Origin of the sequence: Yinghuangia sp. YIM S09857 (genome assembly GCF_051388915.1) — a bacterium.
Classification (GTDB): domain Bacteria; phylum Actinomycetota; class Actinomycetes; order Streptomycetales; family Streptomycetaceae; genus Yinghuangia.
Genome location: NZ_JBPKBH010000011.1, coordinates 269,206 through 292,882, shown reverse-complemented (window position 1 = coordinate 292,882; position 23,677 = coordinate 269,206). Strand labels below are relative to the sequence as shown.

Sequence of the window (23,677 nt, the reverse complement as noted above, 5' to 3'; positions counted from 1 at the left end):
CAGCGACCGAATCACCCCAACGAGAAGCCAAGTCCTATAACCCGACGCCAAGTTCGGTACGACAACGGCTTCTGAAGGGTCCATGGGCTGAAATACTCGGTGTCGGCCCAGTCGCGGAGTTCCTCGTCGGAGATCAGCCGCCCGTACAGGCGGTCGGCGGCGATGGATACCACGCTGAGCGCCGAACTCCAGCGGGCGATCTCCAGATCCGTCAATTGGCGGCGGCCTTGACGGGAAAGCTCCTCGATCTTGTGGGTGTGCAGTACGTCGAGCCAGGAATCGAGGCCAGGGGCCACAAGGGTAGCCGACGGGGCGAACATCTCGTCCAGCTTCATCTGCACCGAGTCGGCCTCGTCGACGATCACGATGTCGCTTTTCAGACAGGCGAGTTCGAGGTAGCGGACCTGCTCTTCGTTGAGGTTTCGCGGAACGGCGGTCTGGATCAGGCTCGCCGGATTGGCGATCCAGATGGGGGAGTCCACCAGGTCCCGGGCAGATCGGTGCCTGGGGCACAAACTCCATATCGGACAGCCATGTGCTTCGCCTTTGAGTTGCTGCTCCTCGGCATCCGCGTTCTCGGGGCGCCCAGGCTTCTCTCCCGGCACGTAGGCATCCGGCAGACAGTTCTTCTCCTCGGGCTGGGCGCGAGCGTCGGTCTCCGGGAACAGGGCGGTGCACGGCGCATCCGCGTAACGGAGCGGCTGTGGGGCTTCGGTGCCTCGCAGGGCGTCGACGACGCACACCGTGCTCAGGTCGTCGAAGCCTGGGTCGTCGTGGTCGAGCAGATTTTTCTCGCCGCGCGCAGCCAGACGCCGGTGCAGTCGCTGGACATGGGTTTCCCGAGTCGTCGGNGGCGTCGACGACGCACACCGTGCTCAGGTCGTCGAAGCCTGGGTCGTCGTGGTCGAGCAGATTTTTCTCGCCGCGCGCAGCCAGACGCCGGTGCAGTCGCTGGACATGGGTTTCCCGAGTCGTCGGGCCGAGCACGGGGGTGGCCTGCAAACCGACCGCGCGCAATAGCGCTGCGATCCGGAGCTGTTCGGCGACGTCGCCGACCACCAGAGTGATCCGACGGTCGTGTTGGGCGCACCACACGGCAAGAAGGATCATCAAAGTACTCTTGCCGGCGCCCACCATCCCGACCAGGTGCAGCAGCCCGTCGACCCTCAGCGCGTCGTCGTCGGCGAAATTATGCCCTGTTGCGTCGCGCGGTGCGATCTTCAGCTCGTCGAGCCGGGCTTCCCAGTTCCCCGGATGCTCGACTCCCTCGTCCCGCTCGGCGGCGTCCATCCACCGTGCGGCATCGACAAGTTGCTCGCGTGGGACGACGAAGGCCGAACCGCGGTGCGGCGGTACGGCGACCAGGTCATGACCGACGGCGCGCGGCGGCTGAAGCTCTTCCGGGAGGCGGACCCACGCGGCCCGGCGGCGTTCGGTGAAGCCGCAGCGACCCGGCGGAGCCGTCGGCAACGGCTTGCGCCGCAACGGAGGAAGGGTGGACAGGGCCCGGTCGTATGTGGCGGCGCGGTCCTCGGCGATCGTGGGGGCGAGTTCTGTCGCCGGGCCGCCCTCCTCCGGGACGTCGTACAGACGGAGCCGCTCCGGCACCAGCCGGTAGCCCTCCAATGCCTGTTCCCAAGACCGGCGTCGGCGCAGCGTCCAGAGGAGGTGGCGGGCGACCGTGATCATGGCCTGCTCCGCGGAGTCCGGAGCGGTGCCGAGCGCGCGTGCGAAGGGGTAGCCGCCGAGCAGCGTGTAGGCGCCCTTCGCATCGGCGTCCGGCGCCACATGGGACATGAGCCGCAGGGCCAGCTCGACCTGGGCCACCTGGAGAGGTTTGACCTGTGCGGCCGCCGGGAGCAGGCCACGCCAGACCCGTGCGAGCTCCTTGGTCACCGGACGGTGCCAGGTATTGGTGTCACGCATCTTTCCTCCTGCGGCGTCCCCCTGCGGGGCGAGGGTCGCGTCGCATGCGGGCCCGCGCCGCGGCGATGATCTCGGCGTCCGTACGAAGCGGAACAGCCCTCGCCACCTCCGGCCGGTGGCGCAGATAGGCCTGAACGTAGCCGGGCCGGTCGTCCACACGGTGCCTCGGGACGACCCAGAACGCCTCGTCGTACGGCGGCCGTTGTGGCACCGGGCGAGCATTGCGACCCAGAAGCACAGGGTTGGCCCAGTCCTTGACATCGAGCGCCCACCGGTGGCCGTCCGGGAAGGTGACCAGGAGGTCGTAGGCGTCGAAGCCGGGCCACATGCGCACATCGAGGCCGAGGCGGGCGAGGGCGTGCTCGACGTCGATCTCGGCCCGTCCAGGTCCGGTCACGAACTGTCGAAGCGGGCGCTCCAGTTGGACGAGCGCTCCGACCTCGCGCGGGTCGAGTCGTCGCGTCGGGGGTGGCCCCTGACGCCGGCACCGGTCACGTTCGCACCACCAGTTGCCGTCGCGGACCGGGACGAGAAGGGTCAGGCAGCGGCGGCACGCGGCATAGGCCCCGTCGCGCTGGTAGCTGTGTGGAACGGGGAGGTAGATGATGCGGACGAGTTCGTGTACGGGTTCCAGTTCTGCGTCGGTCAGGACTTGGAACTCCTCGGCCTCGGTCAGCACCGGGCGTGTGACCAGCAGGCGGCGGAAGGCGGCGTACGAGGCCTCTTCACCGAATTCGCGGCATAGACGGAACGCCGCCGCGATGACGATGCGGTCGCGGTACTCGGTCGCGCTGTCCCGGGCCCGGTCGGCAAGTTCGTGGCAGATCTCGGTGGGCCGTCCGGAGTACTCGTCCAGCAACCGGTCGGCCGGCCCCACCACGTCGGGCGGCAGGTCCAGCGGCCAGTGCATGATCGGCCGGACACGGCACCATTCCAAGAGTTCGGGCAGACTCGCGGGCGGCAAGGCGCCTTTGAGCAGGCTGGACAAGACGGTTCGGTCCAGCGCGCGCTGGACCTCGGGCGGATAGGGCAGGGTGAACGCGTCGAGTCCGTCCTCGGCGTCGAGGCGAACGACCGCGTTGGCGAGCGTGCGGAGCAGAGGCAGGCCGTCATGTGCGGCCCATTCGGCGGCCGGAGTCGGCAGCAGCGGGTCGAGGCCGGACATCATTTCCGCACGGCCTCCGCGCTGGCGAGGGACTCGCGGCCCGGTGCGCACCACCGCTGCGCTTCGCACCCGCCGCACCAGCGGCCAGGCTTCGCCTCGTAGGTCTCGTCGACGGCCCATGGCACCGCCATTGCCGCCACGACTTGGCGCGCGTCGGCCACGGTGCGCGGATCGGCCGGGTCGACCTCCTGAAGCGTCGACGTGTGCTCGTAAAGGACTTCGAGTTCGATGCGTGAGCGACGAAGGTCGCCACCGAGCACTCCGCATTCCAGGAGCAGGACGGCCAGGGCGAGTTGGGGGTAGGTCTCCAGAAAGTCCCTGCCCTCCCAGGGACGCGACGACGCCGTCTTCGTCTCGCGCCAGACCCACCCTCCTTGGTCGGTGTAAAGCAGGTCGGGATCGGCGATCACGACCACGTCGACGACCGGGTCGTGCACGGTGACTCGGGGTTGGACGCGGACACGTTCGCTCTTGCCCAACCGGTGGAGCGGGCAGTGAGCCCGGTGGTGTTCGAGCATGCGCAGCGCGGCAGGGGTCTCCTCGGAGGTGAGCCCCGGCAGTAGGTCAGGGAGGTCGAGCACGGTGCATGCCTCACGAGGGGTTGCGGCGTGGCACTGGTTGAGCCATGCGTCCACGGCGCGCCCGCGTCGAATCGCCGGGTGCTCCGGCTTCGTGTCCTTGAGGTGCAGGACACGAGTCAGATGGTGTCGGGCCGGGCATTCGCCGTGGGCACGCAGGTCCGATACCGACACACTGCGCCGGATGCGCTCGGCCGTCCTCTCAGGGGCGGCAACCCCCAGGATTCCCGGACGCGAAGGCAGTTCGTGGCACGTGGCGAGTCCCTCGCAGGAGACACACGTCGAGCCCGGCGTCCGTGTTCGGGCGTCGACCACGTCGGTGAGTACGGATTTGGCATCGCGGTCGAAGGCGCGTCGCGCCTGGTCCGCGTCGCTGTCGGCGAGCACCTCCACCGAGCCGTCACCGCAGCCGAAGCCCAGCACTCGTACCCACGCCGGCATCACCGGCTCCGGACGCACCGCCCGGTAGGGCTCGCCGAACCTGGCAGCAGCCGGGACCCCCATCGCCGCCACCGACGCTGCCGCGGCGATCTCGGCCGCGGACCGGTTGGTCCTGACGGTGTTGAAGGACAGCAGCCACAACTCGCGTTCAGCCCCGTCGGGAGTGGCGTAGCGTCGGCCCCACGCGGTGCGTTCGTACCGCCACACACCGCGGTGGTCCGGCTCGCGCATGGTGTTGAGCACCACCCACTCCTCGGCGACCGGATGCATCGGGGGAGTGCGTGCCGCGATTCTCTCGGCATCGAGCTCCGCACGGACGCGCAGGTAGTTGTGTACGGCCTGCACGGTCCATTCGCGGTGCGCAGCGTGGCACTTGTGCCAGTGACGGGGCTGCGCCAGTGCGACCTCGGGGTCGGTCCCGTCGAACTCGACGGCATCAAGAACCGACTGGAAGGGGCCGAGGGTGAAGTCGAGGACCGGCCGGCGTCGGACGCGGGCCGGCACCTGTCGTACGAGGGGGCGGGCAGAGAGCGCTGTCCCTGCGGAGCATTCGCGCCCGTCTTCGCGCAACATGGCGGGCTTGACGCGGATTACGTAGGCATCGCCGGAGGTTTGCTTGGACTCATTCATGTGCCCCCCTGGTTACGCGCCGTGGATGTATCCTTACTCCAGGGAAGCGTACGTCTGTGAACAAAGTCAATAGGAAGACCGCATGGTTGTTATGGCACACTGTGGGGCGTCGGTCGGCAGACACCCACAGGACATGGGGGTTCGAACACGGTGGAAGCAGGCGTCCTCCTCGGTGGGAGGTTCCGTGTCACCGGCTTTCTCGATGCAGGTGGAATGGCCCAGGTGTGGACCGCCGAGGACGAGGTCAACCGCAGTGCGGTGGTCGTCAAGGTGCCCAAGGCGGACCCGGCTGGGGCCGAGCCCGCACGCACGCCAGAGGGACGTAGTGCGCGGCGCGAACTCGCACGTCGGTTCGAACGTGAACTGCGTATTCTCGAAAGGCTTCGACACCCGCGGATCCCCCGGCTCCTACACCACGGGTACCGCTCCGGCGAGCGGTACATCGTCATGGAGCACGTCGGAGGCAAGTCGCTTCGCGACTTTCTGGATACGCACCGGCCGCTGCCCGTCGGTGCCGCCGTGGCGATTGCCGTGTCCGTCGGCGAGACGCTCGCCTACGCCCATAGGCAAGGGGTCATCCACCGGGACCTCAAGCCGCCCAATATCGTGCTGCGCGAGGACGGGGTCGCCTTTCTCATCGACTTCGGCATCGCGTTTCCCATGGACCCGAACGCAACCCGGTACACCGCCCAGGGCATGACTCCCGGCAGCGTCGGCTACACGGCGCCCGAGCTCATGGGCAACTCGACGATCACCCCCACCACAGCAGCCGACTTGTACTCGTACGGCTGCATCGCCCACGAACTCCTCGCCGGAACCGAGGTCTTCACCGAAAAGCCAGGCTGCAGCCGCTATTGGCAGCACCTGAACTCTCCGCCGCCGCGTGTGCGGGACATCCGACCGAGCATCCCGGAAGACATCGACCGGCTCCTGTGGCGGCTTCTGGCAAAGGAGCCGGGGCCTCGACCTGCGCTGAGCGAAGTCGTTGCTGCCCTTGGGCCGTTGCTGCCCAGAGCAGGGGATCCGGCGCCGTCACCTGAGCTCTGCCCGGACCCCACAGCGCCTCATCGACTGTGCGACGGGTTGGCGATGCCTGAGGCGCTCCCGGCAGTCCCGCGACCGCGAGATTCGCGACGACGGTCACACCGGCGTACTTATTGGCCCCAGTCCGACGGGTTTGGCCGCCTTGTCGATGCGGCCGATCGCGAGATCCTTGATGAGAGCCCCGGAGGCGCGGTCGAGCAACTCGTTGTAGAGCTCCCTTATGCCCGAGGTGCCTGGGGCATATCCGACCTGATGGTCGCGCGAGCCCAGATGGTATGCGCCGATGGACTGCGGATCGAGGGTTCCACCGGCGAGGCCGCCGTGCTTTATCGAGGCCTCGTCGAGGCGTTGTCCACGCGGCAAAGCCCTGAGGACCGCGGATTGGTCCTGGAGGCACAAGTCGGACTCGCGGAGTGCCTGATTGCCACCGACACACTGACGGAAGCGGTCGAGGCCTGGGAATACGTGGTTCGGAAGGTGGTCGGAACCAGACCGCTACCCGAGCGGGTCGTTCGTCGCTGTCGTCAGGTCGCGCTGGAACTCCGGGAGCTCGGATGCGGTGACGACATCGCCGGCGTGGCCGCAATGCTTCCCGACACCTGATCGCGGTGACCGCACACGGCAGTTGAACGTAGTGGCCGGGACGGGACAACCGAGGCGTCGGCCGAACGTGTCGGCGGCGAGGTCACGTGACGGGAAGGCGCCCGGTCGCCAGTAGCTCGCCCAGGGTTCGGCCAAGGCCCGACCCGATGTCGCCGAGGCTGCGTACTGCGCTCTCGAAGCGCAGGACGTCGCGGTGAATCTCACCGTAGCGCTGCTGTGCCTCGATGGGCAGACGCGGGACCTGCAGGCGCCGGACGTCGATACGTGAGGCCGTTGACGCGTGCGTTCCGGCCTGCCGGGCGTTGGCGGGTGCTCGCAGGCACGCCGCCAAGAACCACGGGTCGAGCACCCTGCGGTCCGCTCGTACGGCAACCAACTGGGGTCCCAGCAGCCGTGGTTCGTCGCCCTCGACCCAAGCGTCGAAGGCTCGCGTGGCGGCGGCGACCACGACGTCCCCGTCACGGGTCGGGGACGCTTCGACGGACGCGGCGGCAACTTCGTCGGCCGCCACCCAGTTTCGTGGTCCCTCGCCCACGAGAAGGTCGGCGATGGTGAGGACGGCGACCGCCCCCGGGGGACGGTCACCGGCCCTGAGATGCTCGTCCGGAACCGCTTGTCCGGCGTGGAGGCTGACGGCTCCGGATCGTTCGAGATCGCCGACGGAGATGACCGAGGCATCCTCCAGCGCCTCGACCGGCCGCATCTGACCCAGTTGCCGTGCGGTCCGGGCGAGTTCGTCGAGGCGGTCGTCGAAGTCCGACCACATGTGACCCAGTCGGAGGCCGGTCATCGCTGCCGAAGACGGCACGTACCGCGCAGGGGTGAGGTCGACACTCTCGTCCAGCAGATCGACCACCGGAACCCGGGCAACACCGGGCACGGCCGCGTCCGCCTGGTCGTTCAGTGCAGCCAACACCCGCTCACGCAACGGTCCCCATTCGACGTCGGCGCGACCCGCCCCCTCCTGCCGGCGGTACTCCGCCGTGTCGACGAACGTTAGCTCTGCCCCGGCGTGTTGCCCGTCGGGGCGACCCAACAGCCACAGATGCAGACCCACCCCGTACGGGAACGCCGCTCCCGGAGGCAGCGCTACCACCGCGCGCAGGCACCCCGTACGCAGAAGTGCGGCACGGACGCGACGGCCTGCCCGCCTCGCCGCGACGGCGGGCGGCAGAAGGACGACCGCCACGCCGTCGGAGTCCAGTGCCGAAACGCAGTGCTGTACCCAGGCCAACTCCGGTTCCGTACGCGGCGGTTGACCGAACACCCAGCGTGGGTCCGTGGCCAGCTCCGCATGGCCCCAGTCGCGTTCGTTGGTCGGCGGATTGCACAGCACGGCGTCGGCGGCGATACCGGAGAACGCATCGGTACGCAGTGAATCCGTCGCCACTAGTTCGACGCGGCCCTGATCGTCCCGAGGAACGCCGGCCATCCGCAGTCGGGCGTCGGACACCGCGGCCAGAACAGGGTCGATGTCCTCCCCGAGGAGCCGCAGTCCATCCGACTTCCCCCACCGCTGTACCGCGGCGAGCAGTAGCGAACCTACGCCGCAGGCCGGATCCAGCACCGTGCGTACCGGTCGACCAGCTTGGTGCGCCCGGTCCGCCATCTCCGCCATCAGCGCCGCGAGCGGCTCCGGTGTCGTCACAATCTGGCGCACGTGCGTTCCGAGCCAGCGTTGCAAAAGGAAGCCGAACGTCTCGACACTGCCGTGCCGCTCCGAGGCCGCGATTGCCGCCGCGACCAGCCCGCGTTTATCCCCGGACGCCTCGTCCGCTTGCAGCTCATCCGCGCTGCCGGGCTGCGCTGCCAGCCGATGTCCCACGGCGGCAACGAGTCGGCCCATGGCGTCGCGGTCACGCAAGGCTTCGAAACGCGGCCACAGGCGGTCGAGATCCGGTGTACGGCTCTTGAACTTGCCGTTCCGTTCGAGCCACGACTCCACCTCGGCCAAGGAGAAGAGTGGACTCGCGTCGCTGCCTCCTACCGGCTCCGGGAAATCGTCGTGCCGTCGCCGCCAATTGCTCACAGCGGCACGCCCCACGCCAGCGATCCGGGCCACCTCCGCCAGGCTGACCGACACTGAAACCGCGCCCGCTGTGGCCATGCTCTCTCCGAATGTGCAGGTCAGACGGTTAACGGCGCCGGACGGAGCCTCAAGCACACAGTACCTCCGCGGCAGCCCCCAACCAATGCGTGCATTGACTCAGTTTACCGTCATGCCGGAGCTCGATCCAAAAGTTGCATTCGCGGTCAGGCGGGTCATGACGTCTGATCCCCATTAATAACAACGCACAGCGCCCCAAAACCGACCAGACCGACCGGTACGGGCTCGATGGAGCGAACCGCTCGCTCATCGCCCTCCGCGGCGACTGCTCGGCTTCGCCACTCCGATGCCTCGCACTGATCGCTGGATCCGACCCGGGATCGCGCAGGGTCGTGTCGAGCACGGGCCCTTCATCAACCGCGCACCCTGCCGATGCGATCGAGGTGGAGGCGGTTGCCGTCGGCCCTGTTGGAGATGGTCGGACACATAATTGCCCCACGAACTTCGGTTTGTGCGCAGCATCGACTGGCACCCGTGCTTGGCCTCGGCCGAGGCGGGGGTTGGTCGTTTCCTGGACTCTGTGTGTCTGTCGACGGTCCTCCTTCTGTCTCGGGCTGGCCGTCGGTCGCGCTTCGACCGGGTGTCCGGTACCGGTCGGCGCTACAAGTCATCGACCGATAGCGATCCTCTCCTTCCGTTCGGTGTTCGCGGTCACCGTGCGACCGGCCTGGTCGTGCATCAGGCCGATGCCGTCGGCCCGGACGCGGGCGAGTGCGCCCGCCGGGTCCGGTGCCGTTTCCTCGCAGGTGCGCATCAGATGGAGCGCCGGCAGATGGGCGAGGATCTGGTCTTCCCGGGCGTACGCGTTCGGCGTCCGGTTTGGATCTCGCGGTGTGGCGCTGGAGTGGCCGTGTCGGCAGCGGTACGCGGCGCGGCCGTTCGACCAGCACGATTCCATGAGCCGGTTGCAGTGCCCGCAGCGTAGGAGTCCGGCGAGCTGGTACGTCCGCCCTGCGGCTGTCTTCTCTGCTCGGATGGCCTGTGCGGCGACGAAGTCGGCTTCGCTGACCAGTGCTGGGTGGACTTGTTTCGCGGAGATGACCCACTCGTCGGGGGTGTTGCGTCGCATGACGTCGCGGTGGCCGAGGGTGATGTGGTCCGGGGCGAGGAGGTCGTGGTTGGTGCGTTACCGGTTCCAGACCTGGCGGCCGGTGTAGCGGGGATTGCTCAGCACGGAGTGCAGCGAGGTGAGCGTCCATGCCTCGGCGGTCCGATGCGGGTTGCGTTCGCGGTCGGCGGCGGCCGGGCAGGGGGATCTTCATGTCGTTGAGTGCGCGGGTGATGTGGGCCATGCTGTGGTCGGCGAGGCGCTGTTGGAACATCCAGGTGACGACGGGGCCGTGCGTCGGGTCGATGTCCAGGCGTTGGGCGCGGGCGCCGCGGCGGGCCCAGACCCGGTTGGGGTGGGGCCCGGCGTCGACGAGCTGGTATCCGTAGGGCGGTCGGCCGCCGAGGTAGCGGCCCTGGTCGCGAGCCTGGATGGTCATCGAGGTCCGCGCCCCGCATCCGCGCGCGGACGACCTCACGTTTGGCGATGATGCCGAGCAGCACCATGAGTTCGCCGTGTGCCGCGATCTCCGGGTCGACCTCGCCGCCGAGTTCAGGCAGCCATACGGAGATCCCGTAGTGCGCGAACAGCGGGGCCATACTGGCGAACTGCTGGCCGTAGAACGCCCGCTCGCTGGATCCGATGACGATGACGTCGAACCCGCGGTTGGGATGGGCGAGCGCCGTGGCCAACGCGGCGGCATCCGGGCGGCGCGTCCAAGGCAGTACGCGGCTGTGCCCGACGTCGAAGAACTCCACGACGATCCGGCCGTGACCCGATGTCAACGCCTGCGCGTTGAGCAGCTGCCAGCCCCGCGACGTCTCCGGGTCCTGGTGGTCCTCAGTGGACACCCGCCCGTAGAACGCAAACCGCAGACTCGAGCGAGGTACGGCGGACTGGCCGGTGTCCAGGCGCTCAGCAACCCAGGAGGCCAATGCGGCCCCGCTAACGGGAGCTTCTTCCGTGACAGGCATGGCAGTTCGGATCCCTTGGCTCAAGCCGGAGCAACGTGCTTGTCCGTCGACCATGTGCCAATCGCCGTCGGACTGCTACAGCGCGTGGAGGCAACCGCCGCCAGCGGCTGGTCCTCATCGCGCCCTGGGCGTGCCGACGCACGCCGTGCCGGAGCCGCGGGCGCCACGCCCACAGGACTCTCGCAAACTCGAGGCGCTTCGCAGCTGGGTGGGAACAGGGGCGTGGCCCGTACACCCTGGTGGGGTGTACGGGCCACGCCCGTTGTGTTGCTTGTCAGTTCATCGCCGTTCGGGCTGGGGGGGTGGTCACCAGNCCCCCCCCCCCCCCCCCCCCCCCCCCCCCCCCCCCCCCCCCCCCCCCCCCCCCCCACGCCCGTTGTGTTGCTTGTCAGTTCATCGCCGTTCGGGCTGGGGGGGTGGTCACCAGTATCCGGGGGCGGCGCTCCAGGTGCTGACCTTCGGGTTGAATCCGCCGCTGGTTTGGGCGGTGTAGACGAAGCGGGAGAATCCTCCGTCGTTGTAACGGTAGAGGGTGATCAGGTCGTCGCGTCCGTCGGCGTTGGTGTCGCCGGTGTGGGGGACGGACCGTTCGGCCCAGTACTGGTTGGGGCCGGTGCGGATGCTGGCGGTGGGGGCGGTGAGGTTGCCGTTCGTGTCGGCTGCGAAGGTCCACAGGCCCATGTCGCCGTTGCCGTAGTCGTACATGACGACGAGATCGCTGTTTCCGTCGCCGTTGGTGTCGCCTGCGGTGGTCTGCATGACGTTGTGCCACCAGGCGTTCGCGCCGCTGGTCCATCCGCCGAGGGTGAGGCGGGGGTAGGTGCCGTCGGTGCCGGCGAGTGAGGTGAAGGTCTTCAGCGTGTGGTCGTCGTAGACGTGGGCGCCGATGATGTCGGCGCGTCCGTCCTTGTTGGCGTCGCCGAGGGCGAAGTGGGAGTGGTCGGTGTACCACCAGCCGGTGTTGGTCTCCTCGTAGCCCTTGATCGGCGGGTTGAAGGCGCCGGTGGCGGTGGCGGTGAAGGTGTGGATGGCGTAGCGGCCGTCGGCGGTGCCTTGGACGGCGACGAGTTCGTCGGCGCCGGTTCCGTCGGCGTTGCCGGCCATGAGGGTGGTGCGGGCCCAGTCCCAGCCGGTGGCCTGTTCCCAGCCGCCGACGGGGTTGTTGAATCCGCCGTTGGTGCGGGCGGTGAAGGTGTGGAGCTTCACGCGTCCGGTGCCGTACCTGTAGAGGGCGGCGATGTCGTCGCGTCCGTCGTTGTTGAAGTCGCCGGCGACCCATTTGGCGCTGGTGATCCACCAGTTGTCGGGGCCGACCTTCCAGGACTCGAACGGTGCGACTGCGCCTCCGGTACTGCTGGTGAGGCTGGTCCACAGGGCGGCGGAGCCGCCCTTGTAGTCGTGGACGGTGGCGAGGTCGGCGCGTTGGTCGCCGTTGAAGTCGCCGGTGACGGTGATGTGCGCGGCCGAGGTCTCGCCGCCGCTGTAGGTGTGACCTTCAGCGGTGTTCGTGGATGCCGTCCACCGGATGTAGCCGCCTTGGAAGTCCGAGCGGGCTCCGCCGGCGACCTGGAACTCGTCCGATGTGGGGTATCCGAAGCTGCCCGCTTCCCAGCCCAACTGGGCCCAGCGGTCGCGAATCGCGCCGCCGACCGCGTGCGCGCCGGTGTTGGGGGACCAGTAGATCGAGGTGTTGCTCGAGAACACGTTGTACCGGCCCACACCGTCGGGTGTGCCCGTTTCGTCGGTGGTCGGGTATCCGTAGGCGCTGGGGCCGCCGCCTTCGAGGTACTTGGCGAAGATGTTCCCGAAGACGCGGTGCGCTCCTGTGGCCTGGGTCCAGTAGACGCCGGAGTAGGCGAAGTAGCTGACCTGGCCTACGCCGTCACCGAGGCCGTAGGTGTCGGAGTGCGGGTAGCCGAGCGGCCCGGTCTCCCAGCCGTTCGCCGCCCAGTAGGCGCGCACCGGCCCTGTGATGATCTTGGCTCCGATGGCCTGGGTCCAGTAGATCGAGCCGGTGTCGGCGCTGTCGAGAGGACGCCGGAAGTGGTTGAAGCGCCCGATGTTGTCCGGTGTGCTCTGCTCGTCGGTGACCGGGTAGCCGAGCTTCGCGAAGCCGCCGGCCTCACGGTACTTGGTGTGGATGGCGCCGTAGATCGCGTGGGCGCCGAAGGTTGGATGCCAGTAGATCGCGGCCCTGGAGAAGGTGTTGTAGCGGCCGGACCGGTCTGGGGTGTCGTACTCGTCGGACGTGGGGTAGCCGAGCGGGCCGCGCTCCCAGTCGAGCGCCGCCCACCTGTCGCGGATGGCGCCACCGACCGCCCAGACGCCGGTGTCCGGTCCCCAGAAGATGGTGATGCCCGTGCTGAAGGACGCGTAGCGGCCGAGCCCGTCGCCGGCGACCAGCGTGCTCGTGACAGGCGTGCCGAACGTCGTGGTTCCGCCCATGGCGAGGAATTTCGTCAGCACCGGACCGCAGAGGCTCTGGCCGCTGACGGTCTGGCAGTCGCTCCAGCTGCGGGTGCTGGTCACGATCATGCGCGGTGCGCCGAAGGCGGAGCCGCCGCTGAGCGCCTGGCCCGGGAACTCCATGATCCGGCCCTGCGGATCGGTGCCCCACAGGTCGGGGTAGCGCGTCCCGGCGGCGGCGTTCTCGATGTCCCCGTCGGTGGTGAGGTGCGGGTACGCGGTCTTGGTGATGCCGGAGGCGATCTGGACCTTGTTGGTCGGGTCGCCGTACGCGGACGGATCCAGGTTGCCGTAGTCGTCCTTGCGGCTCTTGTACTCGAACACCTTGCCTGTGCCGTCCTCGCGTACCCAGAGTTCGGGGAGCGAGTCGCCGTTGGTGTCGCCGGGGGTCATCAGTGTCGTCTGCGCCCAGACGGCGTCACCGACGAGGGTCGGTCCGCCGTACTCGTCGAGGTATGCACTCTTTGCGCCCTGGTACAGCCACAGTTCGTCGCCCGTGCGGACGAGGAAGTCGGCGTAGTCCCAGTCGTCGATCTGTCCCTCGGAACTCGGGGGATCGCTGACGTCGTCGTTCACGCTGCCGAGTGAGAGGACCTGGTCAGCGTTGGACCACTTCTGGTTCGGGGCGTCGTACACCTTCATCGCATAGGTGCTGGTGTCGGAGGCCTTGAGGACTCCGTCGCCTCGGTTGGTGTAGGCGTACAGCGACTTGGTGCCGTCGGTGCCGCGTCGCAGGACCATCAGGTCCTGGTAGCCGTCCTCGCCGAGGTCTCCCCGGTAGGTGATGCTGGCACCGGCATAGGTCTCCGAGGACGCGTCCTGGCCGATACCGAAGCCGCCGTTGCCTTGCCCGGGATGGAACTTGAGCTGACCGCTGTCCTTTTCGACGGCCCACATGTCGGTGTTCCCGTCGCCGTTCAGGTCACCGGGCAGGTCCCGTGCGGCCGAACGTGTCGCGTAGAACAGGTAGGCGGTGGTGTCGGAGCGGTTGCCCGCGCCGTCGAAACTCGTGACGTACATGCGGAGCGGGCCCGCGTTCAACGGCTTGTACGAGATGGTCGCCGGGCCGCCCGCGCCGCTTGCGTTGACCGAGCGGACCTTGGTGTCGGTGTCCGTGTACCACTCGTAGCGGGTGACATCACCTACACCGTTGGCGCCGAAGGTGAAGCTGCCGAGCGTTCGGGCGGGTTGGCCCTGCGTGCCGCCGTCACCGTTGGGGAACTGCGGCGAGGTGACGGTCGGTCGTTTGCTGGGACGGTCCTTGTCGATGGTGAACTCGCACTGACCGGCCCAAGCCGACCAGGAGGTGCCGTCGAAAGCGGCGACGTCCCAGACGTACGTGCCGCTCTGGAGATCGGCCGAGGCGATGCGAACGCCGGCGGCGTTGCCGCTCACGGCCGCCTGGCGGCGTTCGACGGGCGCGTAGTTGCCCTTCTTCCAGTAGTGGAAGACACCGGTGACCTGATTGGTCTCGGCGTCGCTGACGCGGGCGCGCAGGGTGACGTGGTCGGTCAAGCCGAACGTGCCGCCCGCACACGGGACATAGGGATCCGTGGAACGTTCCCAGGGCGTGAGAGGCGGGGTGTTGAAGTTGGTGGAGATCCGTGCTGTGGCGGGATCGAATTTGCGCCAGGAGACGTCGACGGTGTTGGTGGCGGAGTTCAGGCGGAATCCCCAGCCGTTCGTCCAGCGCTCGCGTGCGCCCTGCGCGATCGCCGAGGTGACGTTCATTTCGATGAGTTGGTCACCGGATGCCGTGGGGCAGTTGCGACCGCCGAAGGACACGTTCGAGCTGTCGAGGCGCGTGTAGACCGTCGGCTGGTTGGCCCAGGTGTTCGCCGGTGTGGGGACGTCGCTGCCCCACACTTCGACGGCACCGGACTTGCAGTCCCAGGAGCCGGCGTACTTCTGCTGGATACGCAGGGTGGAGGACAGGATGTGCTTGTCCCACAGGTTGCGGACGTCGATCTTGAAGAACGTGTTGGCGCAGACGACCTGGTTGCCATTGGCGGCGTCCTTGGCACAGCCCACTCGGGCTTCCTTGCTGAGCGTCCCACCGTTCCAGTACGGCGTGGTGGACGAGCTCGGGAAGGCGTTGTGCTTGTACGCGATGGAGTACGCGTTCTTGTAGTCGTCCCGCCATTCGGGGTCGATGACCACCGGGAACACCGTGTCGGGCGCGGTGAGGAGCGCCTGGTCCGTGGTCAACTCCAGTGATTCACCGCGGAGTGCGACCGTGAGATCGGCTTGCTTCGCGCCGTCTGCCGCGCCTTCGATGGGATCGACGGGCGGCTGCGAGTTGACCGGTCCGGGTTCCGGGTCGGAGTCGGCTGCTACGGCGGACTGGCCGGTCGACGTTGGAATCGGAGCGCTCTCCTGGACGGCGCCCGCAAGCCCGGTACCCGTGCTGTCCCACATCTTCGGCGGAGGTGCCTCGAACACGGTCTGGCCGGCGGGGTTCACCGCAGTGAGTGTGCCGTCCGGGGAGCTCTTGACCTCGACGCCCTTGCCCGTGAGCCCGAAGGTGAGTTTCGCGAGCGCGGGGTTCTTGGCCGCCTCGGCGTTCTTGACCACCAACACGTGGGAGAAGGAGTCGACGTCGGCGATCACCTTGAGGTCGACGCCGGGGAGGACCTCGGGGTAGGTGGCGGTGTCGCCTTGCAGGACCGGCTGGGGAAGCCCGCCCGACCAAGTGAGGGCGATTTCGCGCCCGTCCTTGGACAATGTGGCCAGCGGCATGCTGTCGCCGCCGCCCGACAGGCGCAGGTTCGCCCGGGTGGCTTTCGGCCGGACGGAGCCGTCATTTTCGGTCACCAGGGTGTCGTCGGCATCGACGAATCGCCCGTTCTGCCGTACATGGACCGGATTCAGGAATTGGTCGCGCGTGAAACTGCCATCAGGATTCGCGTAGGTCTTGGTGTCCTCGGTTCGGTCGGCAATGACTTCAACGGGTTGTCCGGAATCCTTCGCCTGATCGGATGCAGTTATCTGGGCGGGCGAGGAACTCGGGGTTGTGTTGGCCGGGTCGGCTCCTCCTGCTGCGTGTGCGGGTATCGCGGTCAGGGAGACCGAAGTCGCGGCAATTGCGACGGAAACCCCCATGACCGCCACTCTTTGGCCTATCGGGCGCCGTGGTGTGGCGCGCCGGTGAGGAATGTTCAATGGTTCTTCCTTCGCTCCGGGGATGGATGCCGGTTCGCCGTCGAGGCTTCGGCCTTTACTGTCGACAAACACCGCCGGCGACGCTCTCGGCGCGCACCGACATCCGTGGTTGGAGACTTTTACCAGCTCAGGAGCGAGGCAGGCGAGCAAACGACAAGATGGATTGAAGTCGGACATTGCCACCTATTTGCTTCGCCCTTACATGGGCTGCTCGCATGTGGCGCATTTCAAGCGCACCTTGTCGACTCATGCATTCGACTCTTTCGCGACGTCGCCAGACGCTGATATGTTGCGGCGGCCACTTTGGATCTTGGGGGTTTCGGTGGGCGTTGTCGGGTGGGGATTTCTCGGGCGAGGCCTGTCCGAGGGGCAGTTCCGTTCTCCGGTGAGACCGTTGCCGCGCAAGGTCTCGCTGGCGGTCGCGGGCGCGATGGTGCTGTCCGGCCTGATAACCCTGGACGCCGCGGCAGCCGGGCCGCAGAACACTCCTGTGAAGCCGAATGTGCAGGAGACACCGTCGGTGCCCGGTGCGCCGGTCACGTCGAAACCAGCGCCACCGCCGGGTGAATCACTACGCAACACATGGACGGGAGCGCCGAACTCGGTGTGGCCCGCGGCGGGTTCGGGCGAGGTTGATCTCGCGACGACCGTCCCGCCGACGTCCGGTGCCCGGGCCCAGGAGGCGGACCGCCCCGCGCCCGCGCCGGGCACACAGGTCAAGGTCGGAAGTCTCCCCGTGAAGGTCTCCCTCAACGGGGACGCTGCACCTTCGACGGGGACAACGGCGACGTCGGCGAACGCCTCCGGGGCGGACGCCGCGAACACGGCGTCGAAGCTGCGCGTCGACATCGGAGACCGTGCCGCAGCCCAGCGCGTCGGCGTCGACGGCGTCGTCCTCGGCGTCAAACGCGTCGACGGGACGCCGACATCGACCCCCGTCACGGTCGAATTGGACTACTCGTCCTTCAAGGGCATGTACGGCGGAGACTGGTCCTCCCGGCTCCAGTTCGTCGGACTGCCCGCGTGCGCGCTGACCACGCCGGAGCGTCCCGAGTGCCGGACGCAGACACCCGTACAGTTCCGCAACGACGCGGCGGCCTCCACGCTGACCGCGAAGATCGACGCGGCGGGTGCCAGCCCGACCGGCACCCAGGACCGCGCAGCGGCCGTTGCGCCGACCGGCGGCATCGTGCTGGCCGCCGTCGCCGCTTCCGAGGGCCCCAAGGGCGACTACAAGGCCACCACCCTTGCCCCGTCCGGCAGTTGGCAAGGCGGCGGCCCCGCAGGCGACTTCTCCTGGTCGTATCCGCTGGAACTCCCGACCTCGCTCGGCGGGCCTGGCCCGAACCTCGCGCTCGGCTACTCCTCGTCGAGCGTGGACGGCCGCACATCGGCCTCACAGGCGCAGACGTCCTGGGTCGGCGACGGCTGGGACATGGGCGGGAGCTACATCGAGCGCACCTTCCCGTCCTGCGCTGACGACAAGAAGCCCGGATCCGGCTTCAACAACCCCGAGGCCGACACCGGTGACGTCTGCCAGGGGCCGCCCGTCGTGGCCATGTCGCTCAACGGCGGCTCCACGCAGCTCGTGCTCAACGACGACCCGAACAACCGCGTCTGGCGTCCGCAGTCGGACGACGGGTCCACGGTCGAACTCCTGCGCGGCGCCCCCAACGGCGACAAGGAAGGGGAGTACTGGGTCGTCACCACGATGGACGGCACCAAGTACTACTTCGGCCAGAACCAGCTCCCGGGCTGGGCCGCCGGGAAACCGGTGACCAAGTCCGCGTGGACCATGCCGGTCGTCGGCAACCACCCCGGCGAGGACTGCTACAACACGTCGTTCGCGAACTCGTTCTGCGACCAGGTCTACCGCTGGAATCTCGACCTGGTAGTCGACCCGCGCGGCAACGCGATGTCGCACTACTACGAGACCGAGCTGAACTCGTACGGCAGCAACGTCCAGACCGACGGCACGTCCACGAACCGGCAGTACGTGCGCGGAGGTTGGCTGACGCGCAGTGAATACGGCCTGCGCTCCGACAACCTGTACGCCGCGGCTCCGGCCTGGGTGGACTTCACCGTCACCGAGCGCTGCCTGCCGCTCGCCGGGGTGAACTGCGCGCCGGAGGCGCTGAACAAGGACACCGCCAAGAACTGGCCCGATGTCCCGTTCGACCAGAACTGCAACGTCGGCGAGAACTGCAAGGACCGCTACGCGCCGACGTTCTGGTCGCGCAAGCGCCTGGTGGACATCACCACCCGCATCCGGGTCGGCGGCCAGGTCCGCGACGTGGACACCTGGATCCTCACCCACGACTTCCCCGCCGCAGGTGACGGTTCCGACCGGGCCCTGTGGCTGGCGTCGATCCAGCGGATCGGCAAGAACGGCACCACCCCCGGCATTTCGATGCCTCCTGTGCAGTTCATGGGCAAGCAGTTGCCGAACAGGGTGGACAACAACGGCGACGGGTCGCCGCCGTACTTCCGGTACCGCATCGACGCGATCCACACCGAGACCGGCCAGTCCATCGGGGTCACCTACCTGCCGACCGAGTGCTCGACCGTGGCCCCGGTGAACCTGCCCGCGCCGGAGAGCAACGGGAAGCGGTGCTACCCGGTGCGGCAGGAGCTGAGGAACCCGTCGGACCCGGACGCGCCCCCGACCTACAAGCTCGACTGGTTCCACAAGCACGTCGTCACCCAGATCCGCGACGAGGACCGCAACGGCAACTCGCCCAGCAAGGTCACCAACTACGAGTACGTGGGTACCCCCGCCTGGGCGTTCGAGGACGACAACGAACTCGTCAAGCCGGAACTGCGCACATGGAGCCAGTGGCGCGGCTACGAGCGGATTCGCACGCGCACCGGCAACCCCGACGAGGACCTCCCGTCGCTGGTGGAGAACCTCTACTTCCGCGGTATGGACGGCGACAAGCAACCGAGCGGCACCCGCTCGGTGGAGATCGTCGACTCCGAAGGCGGCAAGATCCGCGACACGGAACTGTTCAACGGCCAGGTACGCGAGACCCTGTACTACAACGGCGACGGCGGACCTCTGATGTCCGCGACAGTCTTCACCCCCTGGCTCTCGGAGCCGACGGCCTCGCGGGCCCGCGAAGGCATGGCTCCCCAGGAAGCGCGGTTCCAACAGACCGTCAAGGTGACGTCACGGACGGCCCTTTCGGACAACCGTGGCTGGCGTCGCACCGAAACACAGAACACCTTCGACAGCCGCGGTCTGCAACTGACCAACAACAACCTCGGCGACCTGGCCACCGCTGCGGACGACAGTTGCACGCGCATCACGTATGGGCCGATCGCCGACAAGCACATCCTCAACCTCGTCAGTCGCGTAGAGACCGTGGCGAAGCTGTGCGACGCGCCGGCGGTCCGTCCCGACGACGTGGTGAGCGACCAACTCGCGTACTACGACGCCGTCGGGAACTCGACCGGCGGAGCCGCGCTCGACCGCTACGAGGGAACCACACCCAAGTACGAGTCGAACGGCACCGTCACCGTCGACAACTACGGTCGCCCGAAGGTCACCACCGACATCTACGGCGTGACCACGACGAACACCTACTTCCCGGCCGCCGGCGAGATCGTCGCCAAGATCGAGTCTGTCAACAGCCTCGGCCACAAGACCACGATCGAGGTGGACCCGGCGCGCGGCGTGCCGCTCGTGGAGACCGACACCAACGGCCGCAAGACCGTGATGCAGTACGACGCGCTGGGCCGTATGACCAAGGTCTGGTCCCCGGACCGCGACCCCAACAGCATGTCCCCCGACGCGGAGTTCAGCTACACCGTCCGCACGGACGGGCCGGTCGTCACGACCACGAAGAAGCTGAACAACAAGGGCGAGTACTTCACCTCGTACGACATCTTCGACGGCATGCTGCGCCTGCGTCAGACGCAGATGCCGGCGCACGGCGGTAACGGCCGGATCATCAGCGACACCTTCTACAACACGCGCGGCGAGATCTGGAAGGAGAACGCCGCCCACTGGAACAGCGATTCGGGGCCGGTCGGCGCGCTGTGGGCCTCGGCGGACAACAAGGTCCCGGCCTCGACCGTGACCGAGTACGACGGGCTCGGGCGTCCCGTCGCGACGGTGGCCCGCAAGGACGGTGTCGAGCAGAGGCGCACCACGACCACCTACGGCGGCGACTGGATTGCGGTCGACCCGCCGAAGGGAACGACGCCGACCAAGGCGTACGTCGACGCACTCGGCCGCAAGACCGAACTCCAACAGTTCAAGGGCGAGGGGCCGACCGGCACGGAGTTCGACAAGACGCGCTACGAGTACGACCGGCGCGGTCAGCTGAGCAAGGTCATCGACCCCACCGGCCTCGAATGGACGTACGAGTACGACCTGCGCGGCCGCCTGGTCAAAACGATCGACCCCGACCGCGGCACGACCACGCAGACGTACGACAAGGGCAGCCGCCTGCTCACCACCACCGACGGCCGCGGCAAGACCATCGCGTACGCGTACGACATCCTCGGCCGACCCACGACGACCCACGAGGGAACGTTGCAGGGACCGAAGCTGACGGAGCAGACGTACGACACACTGCCCGGCGCGATCGGACTGCCGGTCTCGTCAAGCCGGTTCGTCAACGGCAACGAGTACAAGCAGGAAGTGACCGCCTACGACACCGAGTACCGCCCCACCGGCACCAAAATCACCATCCCGGCGATCGAGGGCAAACTCGCGGGCACGTACCAGTTCGGCAGCGGCTACGGCATCACCGGCCTTCCGGCATGGGTCTCCCACCCGGCCGCCGGCGGGCTGACGTTCGAGCGCGTCGCGACCGAGTACGACAGCTACGACCTGCCGACTCTCATGACGGTCGCGGGCGCGACGTTCGTACCCGAAGTGGTCTACAACCCGCTCGGTCAAGTCTCATACACACGAACCGGGCCGCTGAGCAAGCAGATCACCTCCAGCTACGAATACGACGCACACTCGGGACGCACCACCCGCGTCACAAACGACCGCGACACAGCACCCGGGCGCATCAACGACATTCGCTACACCTACGACGAGTCCGGCAACATCCTCCAGATCAGCGACGCCGAGGGCGTCAACCCCACGGCCTCGACCACAGACACCCAATGCTTCGTGTACGACTACGTGCAGCGCATGACCGACGCATGGTCCGCCACGGACAGCTGCGCGGCGCAGCCGGGGGCGACCGGTACAAACGGCGGCAAGCCGATGGTCGGCGGCCCCAACCCGTACTGGACGTCGTACACCTACGGCACCACCGGCAACCGCCTCACCGAGATCCAGCACGACCCGGCCGGCATCACGTCGGCAGATGTGACGCGGACGTACGCGTACCCGCAGACCGGCACCAAGACCCACCAGCTCTCCTCGGTGACCACCACCGGCCCGGGCGGATCCCGCGTCGAAAGCTTCCTGTACGACGAGGTGGGCAACACCACCTCCCGGACCGTCGGTGGAGACACCCAGATCCTGGATTGGAACGCCGAAGGCCGTCTCGACAAGGCCACCACGGCCGGCAAGCCAACGGAGTTCATCTACGACGCCTCAGGCGCGCGACTGATCCGCCGCGACCCCGACTCCACGACGCTGTACCTGCCGGGCACCGAACTCAAGCTCACCAAGGCGACCAACAAGGTCACGGGCACGCGCACCTACAGCCACCCGGCAGGTCCGGCCCTGGTACGCAGCAACGAGACCGGAAGCATCAAGAACTCGTACCTGCTCGCCGACCACAACGGGACCGCCAACACCTCCCTCGACGCTTCGACCCAGGCCATCACCCGCCGCAAGTCCACCCCCTTCGGCGACGCACGCGGCACCCAGCCATCGGTCTGGCCCAACGAACAGGGCTACGTCGGCGGCACCATCGACAAGTCAACGTCCCTGGTCCACCTCGGCGCCCGCGAATACGACCCGACCATCGGCCGGTTCCTATCCGTCGACCCGATCATGGACAACACCGACCCCCAGTCGATGCAGGCGTACAACTACGCCAACAACTCGCCGGTCACCCTCAGCGACCCCGACGGCCTCTGCGCCCGTCCCGTTGGGAACCGCTGCCGAGGCGGCGGCGACGACACCCCGAGCCGGGTCCAGCAGGTTGAAAGCAAATACAACCCCCCGGCCCCGCCCCAGAACACCGGACCGTCGCAGGCCGACCTCGACCGGGCACGATTCCTCGCCAACCAGAGCAAGATGGACTACGCGGCCCAGGTCGCCAAGGAAGTCCTCAAGGACATGTCCGGCTACAACGACATCATGTCCTGTGTCGGCGGGAGCTATAAATCCTGCGCGATGCTCGCCATTGAGGCCGCGATGTGGTTCGCCGGCAAGGCCAAGAAGATCTACAAGGCGTACAAGAAGATCAAGAACGCCATCGAGAAGTGGGGCGAACAGGTCACCTGGGCGCGCGGGATCGTCCGTCAAGCCGACGACGCCGCAGCAGTCCAAGCCAGGTACGCGGATGACCTGGCCGCCTACAACAGGAAGTACGACGAAGACCTGGCCGCAGCCAGAAAAGCAGACGACGACGCCGCAGCCGCAGCAGCCGCAGCCAAAAAGAGCGAAGAAGAAGCCGCAGCCGCCGCAAAAGCAGACGCCGCCGGCGACGCGGACGCGCCCGGTAGTTCACCGGGCGCAACGTGCCACAGCTTCCTGCCCGGCACCTACGTGCTGATGGCCGATGGCTCCCACAAGCAGCTGTCGGAAATCCAACTCGGCGACCAAGTCATCACCACCGACACAGACACGAACACCACAACGATCCGCCCTGTTGTCGGGATCATCGTCACCGAGACCGACAAAGACTTCGTCGACCTCACGGTGGCCACGACCGACACCGAGGGCAAGCCGACCACCTCGAACATCGTTGCCACCACCACCCACCCCTTCTGGGTCCCCGACCTCAAGGAATGGGTCGAGGCCGGAGACCTCGTCTCTGGCCAGTGGTTGCAAACCTCCAGCGGCACCTGGGTCCAACTCACTGCGACCACGTACTTCCGCCAGCAGCAGCAAACCTACGACCTCACGATCGAAGACATCCACGCCTACCACGTTCTGGCGGGCAGCGCTCCACTGCTGGTGCATAACACGAACGCCGGGAATCCGCTTGTCTGCTCTGTTATGGGGGAAACGCGACAGGCAGCCGACGTCGAGTCGACCGTGCGCCCGCAGGAGATGCGGGCATCGGTTGTGGAAGGCATCCAACTGCCTACCGGCCAGACATATGTCAGCCCGAGCATTCGAGGCGACACCCCCATTGCCCATCATCCGCTAGTCCAGTCGATGCTGGACGCGGTCCCCGTGGGAGCGAGGGGACGGGGGCATGGGCGCTGTGGCCTCGCGGCGTGCCTGTCCCAGGCCTTGAACGACGGGCTGAGTCCATCCAATTCCATGGCGGCCGCGTTCGTCGTGCGCTCGAGTACGGATCACCCCAGACATGGCATACCGGCGCAGGCTTGCCGTAGTTGTGAGGTTCTCTCACAACGGTTTGGACTGTTCTGGACGACATGATT

At 67.5% G+C, this 23,677-nt stretch carries 9 protein-coding genes and 1 pseudogene; 2 read left to right on the top strand and 8 right to left on the bottom strand.

Annotated elements, in window-relative coordinates:
• Positions 1 to 11: 11 nt before the first annotated feature.
• The 4 genes and pseudogenes from ACRX5S_RS24310 to ACRX5S_RS24295 all read right to left on the bottom strand — a co-directional run bounded on the left by ACRX5S_RS24310 (position 12) and on the right by ACRX5S_RS24295 (position 4,614).
• Positions 12 to 743, bottom strand: a complete 732-nt coding sequence (locus tag ACRX5S_RS24310; RefSeq protein WP_436775198.1) for a hypothetical protein — start codon at positions 741 to 743, stop codon at positions 12 to 14.
• Positions 744 to 1,374: 631 nt separating this feature from the next.
• A pseudogene (locus ACRX5S_RS24305) lies at positions 1,375 to 1,926 on the bottom strand (hypothetical protein); the annotation flags it as partial.
• A complete protein-coding gene (locus ACRX5S_RS24300) occupies positions 1,919 to 3,094 on the bottom strand; it encodes a hypothetical protein (RefSeq protein WP_436775190.1) in 1,176 nt (391 codons plus the stop codon). The pseudogene ACRX5S_RS24305 and the gene ACRX5S_RS24300, both read right to left, overlap by 8 nt.
• The gene (locus ACRX5S_RS24295) at positions 3,091 to 4,614 is read right to left on the bottom strand and encodes a PD-(D/E)XK nuclease family protein (RefSeq protein WP_436775189.1); all 1,524 of its coding nucleotides are present in this window, start codon (positions 4,612 to 4,614) and stop codon (positions 3,091 to 3,093) included. The genes ACRX5S_RS24300 and ACRX5S_RS24295 overlap by 4 nt, the downstream gene beginning before the upstream one ends.
• Positions 4,615 to 4,890: 276 nt before the next feature.
• Between ACRX5S_RS24295 and ACRX5S_RS24290 the strand changes: the two genes are divergently transcribed.
• The gene (locus tag ACRX5S_RS24290; RefSeq protein WP_436775188.1) at positions 4,891 to 6,387 is read left to right on the top strand and encodes a serine/threonine-protein kinase; all 1,497 of its coding nucleotides are present in this window, start codon (positions 4,891 to 4,893) and stop codon (positions 6,385 to 6,387) included.
• 82 nt (positions 6,388 to 6,469) lie between these two features.
• Here ACRX5S_RS24290 and ACRX5S_RS24285 read toward each other — a convergent pair whose 3' ends face one another.
• From ACRX5S_RS24285 to ACRX5S_RS24270, 4 genes are all read right to left on the bottom strand, one after another.
• Entirely contained in the window at positions 6,470 to 8,551 is a 2,082-nt protein-coding gene (locus ACRX5S_RS24285; protein WP_436775187.1) for an N-6 DNA methylase, read from the bottom strand.
• Between the two features lie 550 nt (positions 8,552 to 9,101).
• Entirely contained in the window at positions 9,102 to 9,563 is a 462-nt protein-coding gene (locus ACRX5S_RS24280; RefSeq protein ID WP_436775186.1) for a recombinase zinc beta ribbon domain-containing protein, read from the bottom strand.
• Positions 9,564 to 9,620: 57 nt separating this feature from the next.
• Positions 9,621 to 9,677, bottom strand: a complete 57-nt coding sequence (locus ACRX5S_RS24275; protein WP_436775197.1) for a hypothetical protein — start codon at positions 9,675 to 9,677, stop codon at positions 9,621 to 9,623.
• A 1,259-nt stretch (positions 9,678 to 10,936) separates the two neighbouring features.
• Positions 10,937 to 15,796, bottom strand: coding sequence for an FG-GAP-like repeat-containing protein (locus tag ACRX5S_RS24270; protein WP_436775185.1), 4,860 nt, complete (start codon positions 15,794 to 15,796; stop codon positions 10,937 to 10,939).
• Between the two features lie 733 nt (positions 15,797 to 16,529).
• Between ACRX5S_RS24270 and ACRX5S_RS24265 the strand changes: the two genes are divergently transcribed.
• On the top strand, positions 16,530 to 23,675 hold the full coding sequence (locus tag ACRX5S_RS24265) for an RHS repeat-associated core domain-containing protein (protein ID WP_436775184.1): 7,146 nt from the start codon (positions 16,530 to 16,532) through the stop codon (positions 23,673 to 23,675).
• Positions 23,676 to 23,677 lie beyond the last annotated feature (2 nt).